This window comes from Candidatus Aramenus sp. CH1, assembly GCA_022678445.1.
In the GTDB taxonomy this organism is placed as follows: domain Archaea; phylum Thermoproteota; class Thermoprotei_A; order Sulfolobales; family Sulfolobaceae; genus Aramenus.
In genome coordinates this window covers 209,937-224,069 of the sequence record JALBWU010000004.1, presented here as the reverse complement: position 1 = coordinate 224,069, position 14,133 = coordinate 209,937, and the positions used below count along the sequence as shown (strand labels likewise).

At 50.2% G+C, this 14,133-nt stretch carries 19 protein-coding genes and 1 pseudogene; 13 read left to right on the top strand and 7 right to left on the bottom strand.

Annotated features, from left to right (window positions below; all coding sequences use genetic code 11):
- Positions 1 to 110: 110 nt before the first annotated feature.
- From MPF33_04320 to MPF33_04310, 3 genes are read left to right on the top strand one after another with little or no spacing between them, the layout of a single operon-like run.
- Entirely contained in the window at positions 111 to 254 is a 144-nt protein-coding gene (locus MPF33_04320; GenBank protein MCI2414467.1) for a hypothetical protein, read from the top strand.
- Positions 226 to 393 (top strand): hypothetical protein, encoded by a 168-nt coding sequence (locus tag MPF33_04315; GenBank protein MCI2414466.1) that lies wholly within the window; start codon positions 226 to 228, stop codon positions 391 to 393. Before MPF33_04320 ends, MPF33_04315 begins: the two co-directional genes overlap by 29 nt.
- Positions 394 to 440: 47 nt before the next feature.
- The gene (locus tag MPF33_04310) at positions 441 to 668 is read left to right on the top strand and encodes a hypothetical protein (GenBank protein MCI2414465.1); all 228 of its coding nucleotides are present in this window, start codon (positions 441 to 443) and stop codon (positions 666 to 668) included.
- Between the two features lie 8 nt (positions 669 to 676).
- Here the strand turns inward: MPF33_04310 and tpiA are convergent, their stop codons facing one another.
- Positions 677 to 1,369 (bottom strand): triose-phosphate isomerase, encoded by a 693-nt coding sequence (tpiA, locus tag MPF33_04305; GenBank protein ID MCI2414464.1) that lies wholly within the window; start codon positions 1,367 to 1,369, stop codon positions 677 to 679.
- A gap of 18 nt (positions 1,370 to 1,387) precedes the next feature.
- On the opposite strand from tpiA, the gene MPF33_04300 reads away from it, so the two are divergent.
- The 4 genes from MPF33_04300 to MPF33_04285 are packed head-to-tail and all read left to right on the top strand — an operon-like array spanning position 1,388 to position 3,336.
- Positions 1,388 to 1,903, top strand: a complete 516-nt coding sequence (locus MPF33_04300; protein ID MCI2414463.1) for a DUF429 domain-containing protein — start codon at positions 1,388 to 1,390, stop codon at positions 1,901 to 1,903.
- Positions 1,893 to 2,867 carry an alpha/beta hydrolase-fold protein gene (locus MPF33_04295; GenBank protein MCI2414462.1) on the top strand — a complete coding sequence of 325 codons (975 nt, stop codon included), beginning with the start codon at positions 1,893 to 1,895 and terminating at the stop codon, positions 2,865 to 2,867. Before MPF33_04300 ends, MPF33_04295 begins: the two co-directional genes overlap by 11 nt.
- A 33-nt stretch (positions 2,868 to 2,900) precedes the next feature.
- Positions 2,901 to 3,095, top strand: coding sequence for a hypothetical protein (locus MPF33_04290; protein ID MCI2414461.1), 195 nt, complete (start codon positions 2,901 to 2,903; stop codon positions 3,093 to 3,095).
- A gap of 4 nt (positions 3,096 to 3,099) precedes the next feature.
- Positions 3,100 to 3,336, top strand: coding sequence for a hypothetical protein (locus MPF33_04285; GenBank protein ID MCI2414460.1), 237 nt, complete (start codon positions 3,100 to 3,102; stop codon positions 3,334 to 3,336).
- Here the strand turns inward: MPF33_04285 and MPF33_04280 are convergent.
- The gene (locus MPF33_04280; protein ID MCI2414459.1) at positions 3,333 to 3,725 is read right to left on the bottom strand and encodes an 8-oxo-dGTP diphosphatase; all 393 of its coding nucleotides are present in this window, start codon (positions 3,723 to 3,725) and stop codon (positions 3,333 to 3,335) included. The genes MPF33_04285 and MPF33_04280 overlap by 4 nt on opposite strands.
- Positions 3,726 to 3,859: 134 nt before the next feature.
- Between MPF33_04280 and MPF33_04275 the strand changes: the two genes are divergently transcribed.
- Complete coding sequence (locus MPF33_04275; GenBank protein MCI2414458.1) at positions 3,860 to 4,699, top strand: CBS domain-containing protein; 840 nt, start codon at positions 3,860 to 3,862, stop codon at positions 4,697 to 4,699.
- Positions 4,700 to 4,723: 24 nt separating this feature from the next.
- The gene (locus MPF33_04270) at positions 4,724 to 5,101 is read left to right on the top strand and encodes a RidA family protein (protein MCI2414457.1); all 378 of its coding nucleotides are present in this window, start codon (positions 4,724 to 4,726) and stop codon (positions 5,099 to 5,101) included.
- Between the two features lie 12 nt (positions 5,102 to 5,113).
- Here the strand turns inward: MPF33_04270 and MPF33_04265 are convergent, their stop codons facing one another.
- Both MPF33_04265 and MPF33_04260 read right to left on the bottom strand, forming a co-directional pair.
- The gene (locus MPF33_04265) at positions 5,114 to 5,305 is read right to left on the bottom strand and encodes a hypothetical protein (GenBank protein MCI2414456.1); all 192 of its coding nucleotides are present in this window, start codon (positions 5,303 to 5,305) and stop codon (positions 5,114 to 5,116) included.
- A 93-nt stretch (positions 5,306 to 5,398) separates the two neighbouring features.
- The gene (locus tag MPF33_04260; GenBank protein MCI2414455.1) at positions 5,399 to 7,369 is read right to left on the bottom strand and encodes a protein kinase; all 1,971 of its coding nucleotides are present in this window, start codon (positions 7,367 to 7,369) and stop codon (positions 5,399 to 5,401) included.
- A 150-nt stretch (positions 7,370 to 7,519) separates the two neighbouring features.
- Here MPF33_04260 and MPF33_04255 point away from each other — a divergent pair, with 150 nt between their 5' ends.
- Entirely contained in the window at positions 7,520 to 8,602 is a 1,083-nt protein-coding gene (locus MPF33_04255) for a glucose 1-dehydrogenase (protein ID MCI2414454.1), read from the top strand.
- Between the two features lie 106 nt (positions 8,603 to 8,708).
- Here the strand turns inward: MPF33_04255 and MPF33_04250 are convergent, their stop codons facing one another.
- Entirely contained in the window at positions 8,709 to 9,017 is a 309-nt protein-coding gene (locus MPF33_04250) for a hypothetical protein (protein MCI2414453.1), read from the bottom strand.
- Between the two features lie 509 nt (positions 9,018 to 9,526).
- Here MPF33_04250 and MPF33_04245 point away from each other — a divergent pair.
- Positions 9,527 to 9,946 carry a DUF3211 domain-containing protein gene (locus MPF33_04245; GenBank protein ID MCI2414452.1) on the top strand — a complete coding sequence of 140 codons (420 nt, stop codon included), beginning with the start codon at positions 9,527 to 9,529 and terminating at the stop codon, positions 9,944 to 9,946.
- 83 nt (positions 9,947 to 10,029) lie between these two features.
- On the top strand, positions 10,030 to 10,839 hold the full coding sequence (locus MPF33_04240; protein MCI2414451.1) for an EamA family transporter: 810 nt from the start codon (positions 10,030 to 10,032) through the stop codon (positions 10,837 to 10,839).
- Here the strand turns inward: MPF33_04240 and MPF33_04235 are convergent.
- Together MPF33_04235 and MPF33_04230 are read right to left on the bottom strand one after the other, a co-directional pair.
- Positions 10,836 to 11,462 carry a hypothetical protein gene (locus MPF33_04235; GenBank protein MCI2414450.1) on the bottom strand — a complete coding sequence of 209 codons (627 nt, stop codon included), beginning with the start codon at positions 11,460 to 11,462 and terminating at the stop codon, positions 10,836 to 10,838. The two genes, MPF33_04240 and MPF33_04235, sit on opposite strands and share 4 nt — an antisense overlap.
- Before the next feature lie 36 nt (positions 11,463 to 11,498).
- Complete coding sequence (locus MPF33_04230) at positions 11,499 to 12,902, bottom strand: MFS transporter (protein MCI2414449.1); 1,404 nt, start codon at positions 12,900 to 12,902, stop codon at positions 11,499 to 11,501.
- A 352-nt stretch (positions 12,903 to 13,254) separates the two neighbouring features.
- Here MPF33_04230 and MPF33_04225 point away from each other — a divergent pair.
- Positions 13,255 to 13,683 (top strand): annotated as a pseudogene (locus MPF33_04225) (alpha-amylase family glycosyl hydrolase).
- Positions 13,684 to 14,133 lie beyond the last annotated feature (450 nt).

Genomic DNA, 14,133 nt, shown 5'->3' with positions numbered 1-14,133 from the left:
ACTTTAGCATCTCACCTCACCAAGACTTTGTGGTCTCTTGGCGTCTCCACGGTTTACTTGGGCTATCCTTACTTCATTCCTAGGATAAGGGTAACAAGTTCACTTCAAATTTGGTCTTATCGCAAGTTGGCGCTATAGCGAACAAACTCCACGAGCACGGCGTAAAGACGTACCTAGTGATTGAGTACAATACCTCGCGTTTCTGCGCTTACCATAACGTTAAGGTTGACAGAAATTCCAAGGGGTGTCGATAGCTGTCCTTTTGGCCGTAAACTTCACAGCGACGTCAACAGTGCGTTAAACATTGTGAAACTAGGAGTTAAGAAGATTGTCAACGCTTTGGCTCTTTCTTTTCTCTTCACATCACGGAGTAACTCCCTTAAGGGGGAGTAACGCCTTAGACCTATGCAGAACCCTCGCAGGGCGGGGAGGAGGTCAGAGTGTTCTACAATGCAAAGTCCTCTCCAGGCCTACTGTTCATCGTACGGTTCGCTGAGGCATTTTCCCAAGCATGCAACTACTCCGGTGGAACCTTCTACCTGAGCACGAGCTCCGGCTACGAGCAAGTAATCACCATGTACAACGGGAACCTATACATAATAGACTTCTACGGCTTTAATCCCACGGAGGCACAAATAGCTATCTTCTTAGACAGCGCCGTGGCTTAAGCGAAAAGTTACCCCCCTTTTTCCTCCATCGCCCTTATTGCCGACTTCACGAAATCCTCCACCACTCTCCTTGGGTCCTTCGCCTTCATCACGGCGCTAGCGACCCCTATCCCTGAGGCCCCGAGTTTAATGGCAGTGTACACGTCTTCTCCCGTGGATATCCCTGCACCTGCTATGAGCTCTACCCCCAGAGTCTTCTTTATCTCCTCTACCCCCTTTGTTATCACCTCTGGCCTAGCCCTCGAAACGGAGATCCCGGTCCCTATGAGCTCTGGGGGCTCTATCAGAACTGCGTCAGGACCTATCATCCCAACTGGGGCTACCATGTTGTACCTGTCCACGCAGACTACCGACTCTAACCCTTCCCTCCTCAGCTTTTTGACCGCGTCGTCGATCTCGTCAAACCTTATCCTCCTCTCGCTGTGGTTCAGCAAAGACCCCTTAGCCCCAGCCTCCTTGATCATCTCCACAGTCACAGCCCCGGTCCTGGCCCCTAGGTCCACTGCGTCTACGTGCTCCGCGTATACGGGAATGGACACCTCTTGGGCTATCCTGTAGATCTCCGTGGCCGGGACTGAGACGATTACGTCGACCGAGTAGTCCTTACTCACCCCCTCTATTACCTTAGCCATCTCTACTGCCTTCTTCCCAAAGGAGTTCTCGTATGCCTTGAAGTTTATTAGGACGATGGGTTTTTTCATAAGATTAGAGGAAAAGCCTTGGCTTTTATTTATTGTGGGATAGACCTAGCTGTTAGGAGGAAGACAGCTGTAGGAGTAATGGAGGGCATGGAAATTAGCGTGAACTTCGTTAAGGACGACGAGGAGATTGTGGAGCTGTGTAAGGGTTCGAGGGTGTCTGCAATAGACTCACCCCTCTCTCTTTCAAGGGGTTTTAGGCACGTGGACAGGGAGATGCTGAGACGGGGACTGAGAGTGTTACCCCCCTCATTCATGGAGTCTCTAGTAGATAGGGCTTTAAGGCTCTCTAAGCGTCTGAGGCTCATAGAGACACACCCCACATCCTCTGAGAAGTTAATAGGCTTAGACTGGAGGAGCTTCACGACATCGAAGGACGAGTTCGACGCCGTGATCTGCTCGTTAACTGCCTTCTTCTACGACATGGGGAAGGCGTTGAAGGTTAGCGCTGACGACGGAGAGATTTACTTGATAGACTTTAAGGTGGGACTATCCAAGAGAGGAGGAAAGTACGTCCTAGAAGGGGGTGCGTACTGACTTGGAGGTGAGGACTTTCTACCTCGAAAGCTCCGCCTTGAAGGACAACCCCCTCGGCGACCCATACGTTAGACGGGTTGAGGTAATAGAGCCAGAGAATCCCCAAGGGAGGCCCCTCTTGATCTACTTGAGCGGCTACCTTTCCTCAGCTCTCTCACAACTAAATTACGACCCACTATCCGAGGACATGCTGACCAAGGCCAAGAGACTGAAGGCTGAGGGCAAGATACAAGGTAGCGTTATAGTACTGCCAGACACCTTCACGAGGGTAGGGGGGAATCAGTACATCAACTCCCCGGCTGTGGGAAACTACGAGGACTTCATCCTTAAGGAACTGATCCCCTACTTTGCAGAGCGCTACGGCACAGACAGGGTAGGTGTCATTGGGAAGTCCTCTGGGGGCTACGGAGCCCTCGTCTTGGGAATGAAGAGCGATACTATCAAGGCCATTGCCTCTCATTCAGGCGACGCCTACTTTGAGTACGTTTACCTACCTTTCTTCCCTAAGGTAATCCCCCACCTAAGGAAGTTCAAGGGGCCAAAGGAGTGGCTTGACTACTTCTGGGCAAAGGCCAACAGAAAGAGGAGGGAAGACCTCAACGTGTTAAACGTGGTGGGCATGTCGGCCTTTTACTCCCCTACGCCCTCTGGCGACATAGAGCTACCGTTCGACCTAGAGACTGGAGAAATACTGGAGAACGTGTGGAGGAAGTGGCTAGAGAAGGACCCAGTGAGACTTGTGGACTCACACTACGAGGAGCTAAGGAGGAAGTTCGTGTACTTGGACGTAGGTACAAAGGACGAGTTTAACATACAGTACGGCTTCAGAATACTGCACAGGAAGCTCAGGGAACATAACGTGGACCACGTGTACGAGGAGTACGAAGACGGCCACTTCAACACGTCCTATCGGTATGACATCTCAATTACTTTCTTGGAGAGTTACCTAAAGAAAGATCAATAAAAATTTTTTAAGTTAATAATCATTTAATAACTTATGGATATACAATTATTTACTGAGGTAGTAATGGTCCTTATTGGTATTATTTATCTCTTCTATGGAATTTCTTACGTAGCGTTGTCGTTCTTTGACGTAATGAAGATGGACAGGGGCTTAATAAGGACAACTGGCGCGCTCCTGATCGGTGCCTCAATAGCTATATTTGCGGTGTACGCAATTATCTTTAGGTAAAGCCTTGATAGTGAGGTTTGACGGAGGAAAGGAGTTCGAGGTAAGGGAGGACGGGACGACAAATGAGGTTGAGGGGAAAAGGGAGGACGTCTTAGTAGTGTCCTCCTTAGACGAGGAAACAGTGAAAAAGGCAGAAGCTAAAGGCGTGAAGCTTTTCCTCTGTAACAAGGAAGAAGAAGTTTGCATCTCCCTTCTCGTTAACGCAGTTTTTAAGAGGCCTAAAGCCTGCAAGTTCTCCTAGCAGTACCCCTCCACCATGTCGCTCCAGTCGTCTGTAAAGAGGAAGACGCAGTCGACTACCTTCGCTGAGAGCACCTTCCTGAGCCAAAATCTGTCGTCCTGCCACATCCTGTCGAAGGGCAATTCTTCCACTCTCCACCAAATGGGCTTAGCCTCCTCGGTCTCTCTGGGCTCCCCCTGGAACTTGGTGAACAAGTAGACGTACATACTCATCACCCCACCGTTCAACTGTCTGAACAGAATCCTCCCGGCGAACTTAGGGTCGTAACCATTAACTCCCACCTCTTCTTCCAGCTCCCTTATTGCACACTCCTCTGGACTCTCCTCCTCCACTTTCCCCCCTGGAAAGGTCAAGTAACCTTTGCCTATTCCCCTCTTTTTCTCTATCATTAAGACGTGACTTTGATTTACGACTATCGAGAGACACGTTGGAATTTCCATATACAATGAAACGTAAGGTCGCTTAAAAGTCGACGTTCCCTTCTTTCAGAACATTTATAAAATCCTTGTTCAAATATGTAAATATGATCGTAAAAACACTAAAGATAATCAACCCTCCAATTGTTTCACTTGACGGAAAACTCCTTGAGGCCTTCAGGAAGGTCAACGACAGGGGAATAGGGAGGGTTCTAGTGGCAAACGAGAAATTACACGGCATACTCTCTACGAGGGACCTCCTCTCGGTGTTCCTAAGCTTCTGCCCCACAAGCTGTACCCAAGGCGACCTGTATAGACTAGGGAACGCCAACGCCGCCGACTACATGACGCCCAACCCTGTGACAGTGACGGAGGACACAGATGTGATAGAGGCGATGACCATTATGGTAACCAGGAACTTCGGCGCCCTCCCTATTGTAGACGTAAAGGGGAAACCTGTAGGCATCGTGACAGAGAGGGAATTCCTTCTAGCCTTCCAAGACATGGACCAGCTGTTCCCAGTGAGCAAGTTCATGTCTAGGAAGGTTTCAACGGTCTACTCGGAGACGCTCTTGGAGCATGCTACTAGGCAGATGCTAAACAGGGGCTTCAGGAGGTTGCCCGTGGTCGACGAGGACGGGAAGGCCATAGGTATATTCACCGCAGCTGACTCCGTGAAGGTGGCTGGAAAAGCAGTCGACAAGCTTGACCCCGACGCCTTCTTCGGCAGGAAGGTAAAGGAGGTCATGAGGAACAAGCTCATAACGATTGAAGAGGACAGATCGATAAACGAGGCAGCCGCGCTCCTCATAGCTAACAACATTGGCTCCCTAGTTATACTCGACAAGGACGGGAGGCCGAAGGGGATAATAACTGAGAGAGACCTCCTCATAGCCCTACACTACCAGATGCACTTGGCCTACGTATCGCAGAAAAAAGTTATTTAAGGAAAGGGGTTATTTCCCCTTAACATGAAAGAAGTAGTCTTCTCAGAGAGGGCTCCTAAGCCAATAGGCCCCTACTCTCAAGCTATAAAGTCGTCAGGCCTAATTTTCGTGTCTGGCCAGATCCCAGTAGACCCAAAGACCAACAACGTAGTTAGCGGGGGAATAAGGGAGCAGACTAAGCAGGTCATGGAGAACATAAAGACAATCCTTGAAGAGAAAGGGTTTTCCATGGACAACGTTGTTATGGCGTTTGTTTACTTAAAGAACATGAACGATTTCCCGGCCTTTAACGAGGTCTACTCTTCTTATTTCTCAAAGGAACCCCCGGCCAGGGTTACTGTAGAGGTTTCTAGACTCCCAAAGGACGTGCTCATAGAAGTAGCGTGTATAGCCTCAGAGTGAACCCGGGAGTGTTTAAGAAAAAATTTTCTTCATTAGTCTTTCTACGTGGGGGCAGTCAAAGTCAAACAACGCATGGTTTCCGTGCTCTACACAAGAGGATGCTATAGGCTTCCCCTCCAATAATACTAGGGTAGCCTCGTCGTCCTCGTAGATGCTGTAAGCAGCCCCCTCAAAGACTTTTCTGTACTCCATCATTTGTATCACTTAATCTTTTATAGTGGCACTGAGTAGTTATAAGCTTTGTGGCTTGATTTACGTTGGGAAACCGGGCTTTAAATGTGAACCTTGAGGAAAAACTCAGACCACCGCAAGGACGTTGTAATCTATACCGTACACCGCGGTGGCTATGTTCCTAAGTTCCCTGGCTATCTCTTCCATAGTAAGCTCCCCCCTTAACCCCTTCTCTATCAGCCACCTGTACTCGCTGGGTACGTAGTCCATCCTGGGCTCCGCGTTATAGAAGTCCCTCAAAGCATGTTCCCTAGCCTGGGAGTTAGTGACAGCGTCCTCTATTTCCCTCTCCAACCACTCGGGGAACGGGAAGTTGTTTGTAAGGGCCACGTACAGCGAGACCACAAAGGAGTAGGCGTCCATAGAGTAGTCAGCTCTATTCCCGAACCTTTGCACGGGGTGTGCGTAGTAGGGTGTATAGTGTACTACCGGCACCCCAAGCTTTACTGCGCTACCTAGGTCAGAGAGCTTTGGCGTGACCTCCTCGTTGAGCACAGCGTTTAGGGCCTCTTCACCGTACTTGGGCAACTTCGAGGTGAAGAGGATATTTGAAGGCTTTATGTCGCAGTGAACGTACCCCTCCTTGTGCATGTGGATGACTCCCTGAGCTACCTTGCTGAAGATAACCGCCACCACCTCTGGCCACTTCACGGAGTGCCTCAAGCTCAAGTACTCGTCACTGACCAAGACGCTCCTCAAGTCTCCCCCCTCCATGTACTCCATCACTATTGCTGGAGGGGAGGAGAAGTAGTCGGACCAGTTCTCGTCTATGAAGCTCGAAAGTATCCTGACAACGTAGCGGGAGCCCTTGGATATCTCCTGCATCTTTGCGACCTCGTAGAGCATCTCAGAGAACCTGTACTCCTTCTTCATTATCTTCATGGCGTACCTCTTACCGTTCTTCTCCACCATGAGTACGTAGCCCATTCCCCCGTTGCCAATGATAGACTTCACCTCGTAGCCGTAGAGCACGTAGCCTAGCCACTGTTCTGGGGAGAACTCCTTAGGGGAGTAGACCTTTCCAGGGTCTACCTTGTCGCAAGCCTCTACCACCCCTTCCTTACACGCGTAGACGAACTCCTTCTCCGCGTTCTTTGACGCGTTCAACCCCTCCAAAGCCAGGCCCTTCAAGTACGCGGAGTAAGCGGTCCTCCTTATCTTCTCAGCGTTGTTGATTAGGTCAAAGGCCCTCTTGTATTCCCCCTTCTTAACGTAGGCGTTTGCCAACATGAGGAGGTTCTGGAAGCTGTTTGACCTCTTAACTGCCTCCTCAAAGTACTTTACTGCCTCTTCCCAGTTCTTCCTCTTCAAGTAGTGCCAGCCCAGCTTCACGGCAGAAGCGTCGTATGTAGGGAGGACCTCTAGGGCGTCCAACAGGGGTTTCACGTTGTTGGTCTGGTTGTACTGTACTATGAGGTTGTCCACCCTCTCCCTCAGCTTCGCCTCGAGCTCCCTGTACTTCTCCTCAGAGAAGAAGGAGTATATCTTCAGGGCCTCAAGTTCCTTCCCGATCTTCTCGTAGCATTCGGCTACTGCCAAGGACTCCTCCGGGTACTTCTTGTCCAAGGAGGAGTAGATGGATATGGCCTCATCGCACTTCCCCAACTTAGTAAGCCCTATTACCGCGTTCCTAAGCACCTCCGGGTCGTTGGAATAGTTCTTGACTGCGAACTGGATGACCTCGTATGAGTCCATGTTCCTCACGAGCGCATCCCTGTCTCCCTTCACTATTGGCCTCCCGGAGACTATGTCGTACCTATAGCCTATTATCTCTCTATAAAGAGAGCCAAAGTAAAGGCAGAGGGCGTCCGGGGACTCAAACACGTAAAAGCCGTCAGCCTTTGCCTTCAAAGTGCCCGAGAAGTTGACCTTGCTACAGTCGTAGACCGGAACCTTGGTCTGCTTGAGCTTGTCTCCCTGGGGCGCAAGGACGTAGCCTATTACCTCGTCCTTTACCTTTAGCTTGTCGTCGTACTCCTCCACGACACCGTTCTTGTACACCAGCTTCTTGTTGTCCTTGATAAAGGCAAAATACACAAATTACTCCTTCTAGTAAAACCTTTTTTGAGTTTGCACTTAATAATACCCGATATTTTGGGCGGTCAAGACTCGAAAGTTATTATTAGGAAGTAGGTTTTTAAAACCTTTCCGCTAGGCTTTTTTAAACGCAGTTACTAAAGTATTAGTATGAAAGCAATAGTTGTAAGGCCTCCTAACATCGGCGCTGAAGTTAAGGACGTAGACCTACACGAGCCTGTCCTCCCCGGAAGGGTGAGGGTAAGGACGTTGTACACGGGGATCTGCGGTACCGACAGAGGGATAGTGGGCGGTAAGATAACCTTCGCGAAGCCCCCAGACAACTCCGGAGAGCTCATCCTGGGACACGAGGGTTTGGGCGTGGTGAAAGAGGTAGGTGAAGGGGTCACTCACTTGAAGAAGGGGGACCTAGTGGTACCCGTTGTCAGGAGGGGGTGCGGGGTTTGCTTAAACTGCAGGATAGGCAGGCAGGACTTCTGCGAGACGGGCAACTTCGTGGAGGCTGGAATAAGAGGGCTCAACGGCTTCATGAGGGAGGAGTTCGTGGACAGCGCTTCCTACCTGGTCAAGGTACCGAGGGCAATAGCTGATGTAGCTGTCCTCACCGAGCCCCTGTCCAACGTGGTAAAGGCAGCGGGGCAGGTGATGCACATACAGAAGAGGATGTTGTGGACCTGCGGGGACTCCAGCTACGAGTGCAGAAACGCGTTCGTCGTTGGCACTGGCCCCATTGGTACATTCTTTTCACTGATGTTTGCTACCTACGGGTTCAACGTTTACATGTTAAACAGGAGGGACCCCTCACCGGCCGAAAGCGCTATAGCGGAGGCAATAGGCGCAACCTTCTACAATACGTCAAAGGGATACACGGAGCTACCCAAAGCAGACGTCGTCGTCGACACTAGCGGATATCCCTCAGCATTTATCCCGCTCTTGGGCAAGATGAACAAGAACGGCATCTTAGTGCTATTTGGCACGTCCTCAAACGACTCTGCCAAGATAGACGCTGAACTCGTGACGTCAATAGTGGAGAGCAACATCGCGGTGGTAGGGAGCGTCAACGCCAGCAAGGAGTACTTCGCTGAGGCCGTGAACTACCTTACCATGTGGAAGGAGAGATACGGAGGGCTCTTGAGCAAGATGATCACCAGCGTTGTTAGTCCAGAGCAGGCAACTGAGGTGCTCATGAAGAAGCCGTCTGGGGAGATAAAGACGGTGATAAAGTGGAGCTGAGCTACCAGGGCTCTTTTCGCTGAGCTAATAGGAAGGTTGGCTCACGAACTCGCCTACAGATTTTAACGGCTCCCCTGTCTCCAGTTAGGTAACCTCGTGGTGAAAGTTAGCCTGCCTCTGCCAACTCCCTTAAAGGACAGCTCTGCCAGTGCAGGCTACAGTTAGCAGCCTGGCTCTCCGTTATCCTAAAGTTCAGAACCTTACAGAAGGGCACGTATTCTCCACCTTGATCCTTGAGGAGGAAATAGGGGCAGTCGCTCTTAACCTTTTGCCTCAAGTTTAGCTCCTTAACTTCTATTACCTCACCGAAGTACTGGCACTTCCTAAAGTTGGAGAAGCAAAGGCGAGACGTGACGTCCTTTTTAGGTGCAATAGGAGAGTTACAATATCCATTACTATAATACGGGCAAATCACAAAATTAACTCTCGCGAAAGATTATTATTAAATCTATTCGAACCGTAGAGGTCTAACGGCTTTCCACGCGTTATCGTAAGGCATGAGAGCTCCATGCCCTGTCATGTGCTCTATAAGGCCTAAGTGCCGAGGCGAAGAGTTTACTCAGCGGTACTAATTAGGACATTTGTTACCGTTAATAGCCTTGCGCGAATAAAGTACAAGTGACCTTACAACCTTATGACGTGTGGCATTGGCATATGGCGGGCCATTGCCAATGGGGGAGAGTGAAAGAGTCCAAGATATCCTTGAGTCTTAAGGGTTTGTAGTAGACGTTGTAAAACACCAAGAGGCTTAAACGTCCTACTACCCCTTCGAAAATCCCCTGAGAGACGCTTTTCCCTTGTTCTAACTTTGAACTACCTTTCCCCCGTTTATGGATCGTCTTCTCTATATAGAATATATAGGACTTTTTAAACTATAGAAAAAATATACGTTAAGATTAAATAAATGTAAAACAACTCTATGGTATGAAAATCAGACGCTTGATTGAACACGACCACGGAGACTCTGTCATCTACGCTCTTTCCGACCCGGTTTTTGTGTTCAAGAACATGTTCGAAGCTAGCGTTGAGAAATGGGACACATGGTACAAGGTGGAGATACCTCTGAGGGGCTTGTTTTACCTTCCATTTAACTTGGTTGTGTACATCACAAGCGTCCTAAGGTCGACCCACTCAGTAAAATACGTAATCAACGTGACCGACTTTGCCGAACACAGGTGGGGGATAGTGATGTTCAAGGAAAGGCATGGCCTAGTGGACATGGAGGTAGACGTGGAAGTGCCGTTAAACTTTGTCACGTCCAGGATACTGAGGAACAGGGTGAAGGGGTTCACCAAGAACCTCAACGAGGCCGTGAGGCTTTACAGGATAGAAAAGAAGATCTAGCGTGCCTTTCGGAGGCAATCAAGTTTCTCCCCCCGAGGTCCATTTGCCTAATTTTTTAAAGACCGGACACTGCTCTTTTCTTTGTGAGACTGAAGAAGGGCTTCATAGACCTAGTCCTCTCCTCCTTCTTCTGGGGTACAATAGGCATTGCCACGGAGTTCTTCTACGAGAGGCACGCCAACGCCTTCTCCATGGTCCTCTTCCGCTCAGTCACTGCAACGGTAATTGTGATCTTCCTAGTAAGGGCAAAAAGGATGGTCAACAAGTGGTTGGCGTTAATGGGCTTAGTGGCCTCAGTGTTCTACGTAACCTACATTTACACTATCACGGTGGACGGCCCCTCCCTCTCCGCAGTGCTCCTCTACACAGCTCCCCTTTGGGTCTTCCTGATATCAAGGGTGACGGAAGGGTCTAGGGCTTCGCCCTTAAAGCTGGTCACCTCTGCACTAGTGGTTGTCGGCCTCTACCTAATATACGAGGGTACCCCAAACTTGGTAGAGACATTACTGGGGATGGCCTCCGGGCTGACTTACGCGTTGCTCATAGTGTACTCTAGGCTCCTTCAGCTGAAGGGCTTTAACGACTGGGAGATAATAGCCTCCCAGTCCCTCTGGTCGCTTCCCTTCGTCTCCTTTTCCTTGGCGTACCCAGTCACGCTCAGTTCCGTGGTTGGAGGAGTGTATTTAGGGGTCTTCGCAACTGTCATACCCTACTTTTTCTTCTACAAGGGGATGAGGAGCACTGACTCCATCACTGCAAGCATTATAACTGCGCTGGAACCAGTGTTTACAATAATAATGGCACTGATAATATTCGACCAAGGACTGAACCCGCTCCAGTGGGTGGGGACGGCCCTCATACTGGGCTCCGTTGTGATAAACGGGTTTTCTTAGAGCTTGATCAGGGCGTAGTTGAGACCTAGGTATCCCACGAAGAGTAAGGGCAGGTAGACCTCGTCTATTCCCAACGCCACTTCCCCGAGCCATAGAGTGCCCAGGCTAAAGAGGAGGGCGGAGAGCACTAGCTTGAGCTGGGGTACCCTTATCTTCATTATCCTCGCCTTGAGGGCATATGTCAGTGCTATGACTAGGAGGGAAGCTAAAGCTGTGCCCAAGAGCGCGGAGGAAAAGCTCTGGGGTATCAGGGATATGACTACGAGGGCGGCCTCGAATGCCTCCGTTGCGGCCACGGTGAACACTACCACGAGGCTCTCCCTCTCCTCCTTCTCGTGCTTCCTCTTGACGTTCTTCAAGGAACGTCTGGCGCTCCTAAGTAGTTTGTAGCCGAAGTAGAGCAATATGGCCCCAGCTACCACCAGCACGTAGTCTATAGGAAGGTAGCTCAAGAACCTGCCCAAGACGAAGGTCGGCACTAAGACTGCTAGCACGCCAGCCAGGGCGTAAGCATAAGACATGTTGGTTTTGTATACTCCTTTGTAAATTACCGCTACAGCCCCCGCTTCGGAGAGCTCCAAGAGGCTTATCCCAAAGGAAGCCAAGAACACTCCTAGATCCATGGTCAACGTAAGAAAGGGGAAAACGAGATAAAAAGTTTAGGCAGTTGTCTTTACTTCGACTTCCTCTTCCGAAACTTCCTCTAGGCTCTTCAGCCTGGGCTCCTTCACGAAGAACATTGTCACCAGGGCGCCCGTTAAGCTCAGCACTACTAGACCCTCTAGTATCGGCTTCACTCCGTAAGTGCTCAGTAACGTCGGGAACAAGTAGGTGGTTATGGCTGCCCCCATCTTGCCTGACGCCGCGGAGATCCCGTGCCCAGTAGTCCTGTACCTAGTCGGGTACAGTTCAGCGGGCAACACGAAGGTAGTAGTGTTGGGACCAAAGTCTATGAAGAAGAACGACAAAGAATACACTGCAAAGACCAAGTAGGCTGGTATTAAGAAGCCCTCGACTTTCTTCCCTGAAGCTATCATTACCGCTGCAACTATGGCGTAAATTACTGCCATGGCGACAAACCCCTGGATCTGTATCAGCTTCCTCCCCAGCCTGTCCATTAATGCAACTGCGGTGAAGTAGCCGAAGAACCCTACCATGAAGGGGACTCCTTGCTCTACGATCTCAAAGCCCACCGATGACGGCTTGCCGAGGATCGACGTGACTATTGGCCCGGAGTATATGCCAGTTCCGTAGAAGGCTATGTCCAGGAGGAACCAAGGTAATGCAGTGCCTATTAGTACTAGGCCGTACTTCCTGAGGAACTCTCCTACCGTGAGGTCCTTGGACGCTACCTTGCTTGTGTCCAGCTTTGCCCCGAGGAAAGATGCAGCCCTCTTGGCTTCCTCTAGATCACCCTTTACTAATGCTGCGTACCTTGGGGTCTCCGGCACTTTCCTCCTTAAGTAGATCACTGTTGCTGCGGGAATAGCGCCTACTGCCGCCATTACTCTCCACGCTAGTTCTGGGGGTAAGCTATACGCCGAGATCGCTCCTACTGCCACAGCAGCTAGGCTACCGAACCCCTGGTTTGCAAAGACTAACGCAATGAGCTTCCCCCTGTCCTTTACGTTAGCGTATTCGCTCATTATGGTGGCCGACACTGGGTAGTCTCCCCCTATCCCAAAGCCCATCAGCGAACGGAAGGCAATTAGCCAGTAGATATTGGGCGAGAGGGCAGAAAGAAACGCACCTAAAGTCAGCAACGACGCCTCGACGCCGTAGACCGCTTTCCTCCCTAGCTTGTCAGCCAAGAAGCCGAAGACCAGTTGCCCTAGTATGGCTGTGACCAACGCGGATGACGTTAATAACCCTTCTACCACGTTGTTCAAGGCAAAGCCCGGGATCTTGTAGTTAACGAATATGTCGGTTATTGCCCCAATTATGAATAGGTCGTACGCGTCCGTGAAAAAACCCATTCCAGCTGTGTACCAAATCTTTATGTGGTTAAAGGACAGCTTGAGGTCGTCCAAACCCTTGAAAGGCGATTTTGGAGGTTGTTGCATTTTCTTTCTCGAGAGTTATCACTCCCCATTGGATATATACTTTACCTACATAGATAGGCTATCATATATAGTCCTATATAGTTCTAATACGAAAAGAATTAAAACGGGGAGAGGTTATTACGAAATTATTTACTTAATCTGGGAAATTAGGTCGAAAGTTAACTAATATGTTCCTTAAAACTCTCAAAACTTTACAAAAGAATAAATATAGTGAAACGTTGTTTAAGTTATGACGTGGAGGTTAGACATAGGGGCCCACTGCCTCGATGAAGAGGAAAGGCTAAGGGTATGGGCACCATATCACGAAAGGCTGAGCGTGGTTCTGTACGGCAATGACAGGAGAGTTGAGGAAATGGAAAGGGAGGAAAGGAGTTACTTCTCGTTAGTCACCAAGGGTGTAAAAAGGTATGCCTACCTGGTCAAGGGGAAGGAATTGCCAGACCCAGCGTCCAGGTTCCAGCCTGAGGGCGTCCACTGTCCCTCGCAAGCGGTGTGCGAGGAGTTCCACTGGGAGGACAAGGACTGGAAGGGGCTGGACATCAACTCCCTCGTGATCTACGAACTTCACGTTGGAACCTTCAGCGAAAGTGGCAACTTCCAAGGAGTTATAGGCAAGTTAGATTACTTGGCTGACCTAGGTATAACTGCCATCGAGCTTATGCCCGTCTCCCAATTCGCCGGGAGTAGGAACTGGGGGTACGACGGGGTCTTGCTCTATGCGGTGCAAAACAGCTACGGCGGCCCACAGGGGCTTAAGGCTCTAGTAAACGAGTCCCACAAGAGGGGTATCGGAGTCATCTTAGACGTGGTCTACAACCACGTTGGCCCAGAGGGTAACTACTTGGGGGAGTTCGGCCCCTACTTCTCAACTAGGTATAGAACGCCTTGGGGACCCACTTTTAACTTCGACGAGGCGTGGAGCGACGAGGTAAGGCACTACGTAGTGCAGAACGCCCTCTACTGGTTCCACGAGTACCACGTGGACGGACTGAGGCTCGACTCAGTCTCCAACATTTTCGACATGTCGCCTAGACACATACTAGCTGAGATAGCAGACGAGGTTAGGAAGGCTGAGGGCAAGCTCGGGAAGAGGCTCTTGGTAATAGCCGAGAGCGACCTCAACTACCCAAAAATTGTGAACCCGAGGGAGAAGTGTGGTTACGGCATTGATGCCCAGTGGTCTGACGACCTACACTGCGCCCTCCACGCCTACGCCACACGCGAGAGGGAC

Excerpts from the sequence above, each read along its gene's own strand:
- MPF33_04275 (MCI2414458.1), top strand. The coding sequence starts at position 3,860 with ATGATCGTAAAAACACTAAAGATAATCAACCCTCCAATTGTTTCACTT.
- MPF33_04245 (MCI2414452.1), top strand. The coding sequence starts at position 9,527 with ATGAAAATCAGACGCTTGATTGAACACGACCACGGAGACTCTGTCATC.
- MPF33_04280 (MCI2414459.1), bottom strand. The coding sequence starts at position 3,725 with ATGATAGAGAAAAAGAGGGGAATAGGCAAAGGTTACTTGACCTTTCCA.
- MPF33_04290 (MCI2414461.1), top strand. The coding sequence starts at position 2,901 with ATGGATATACAATTATTTACTGAGGTAGTAATGGTCCTTATTGGTATT.
- MPF33_04235 (MCI2414450.1), bottom strand. The coding sequence starts at position 11,462 with ATGGATCTAGGAGTGTTCTTGGCTTCCTTTGGGATAAGCCTCTTGGAG.
- tpiA (MCI2414464.1), bottom strand. The coding sequence starts at position 1,369 with ATGAAAAAACCCATCGTCCTAATAAACTTCAAGGCATACGAGAACTCC.
- MPF33_04255 (MCI2414454.1), top strand. The coding sequence starts at position 7,520 with ATGAAAGCAATAGTTGTAAGGCCTCCTAACATCGGCGCTGAAGTTAAG.
- MPF33_04270 (MCI2414457.1), top strand. The coding sequence starts at position 4,724 with ATGAAAGAAGTAGTCTTCTCAGAGAGGGCTCCTAAGCCAATAGGCCCC.
- MPF33_04230 (MCI2414449.1), bottom strand. The coding sequence starts at position 12,902 with ATGCAACAACCTCCAAAATCGCCTTTCAAGGGTTTGGACGACCTCAAG.